Source organism: Rhizobium sp. KNZ2-6A (assembly GCF_056755475.1).
This window is the reverse complement of record NZ_JBNDIC010000144.1, coordinates 1-650: the sequence shown is the minus strand read 5'-3', so window position 1 is coordinate 650 and position 650 is coordinate 1. Positions and strand designations below refer to the sequence as shown.

At 64.9% G+C, this 650-nt stretch carries 1 pseudogene; it reads left to right on the top strand.

Annotated elements, in window-relative coordinates:
- Positions 1-650, top strand: a pseudogene (locus ACPYOP_RS32960) (hypothetical protein); the annotation flags it as partial.

Genomic DNA, 650 nt, shown 5'->3' with positions numbered 1-650 from the left:
GGCACGCAGGTCAACGACGGTAAGCTGATCATCGGCGACGGCGGCTCAGTGGCTGGCGATGCGACGGTGAACAAGGGCACGCTGGAAGTGGCCCAGGGCGGAGAGCTTAGCGGCGCCTCGACCATCGACAATGGCGGCACCCTGGCGATCGACAATGGCGGTACCGTCAGCGGCGCGACGACGGTCAATAATGGTCTTGTGTCGGTTGCCGACGGCGGCATTTTGAGCGGCGCCTCAACGATTAATGCGGGCGGCACGCTGGAAGTGTCCAAGGATGCCATGGTGAGCGGCCCGACCACGGTCAACGGCGGTACCGTGTCGGTTGTCAACGGCGGCACGGTGAGCGGTGAGCCGCTGGTGATCAACAACGGCACGGTCGCCGTCGGCACCGGCGGCACGCTGACCAGCGATGCCATGGTTGGTGACAATGGCACGCTGGCGTTCAATGGCACTGACAAGCCAACCTATGCAGGCAATGTCGATGGCACGGGCACGCTGGCGCAGAACGGCACGGGCACGACGACGGTGACGGGCGATGTGGCTGCTGGCGTCGGCACGCAGGTCAACGACGGCAAGCTGATCATCGGCCAGGATGGCTCGATCGCCGGTCCGACGGCGATCAACAAGGGTGAACTGGAAGTAGCCCAGGG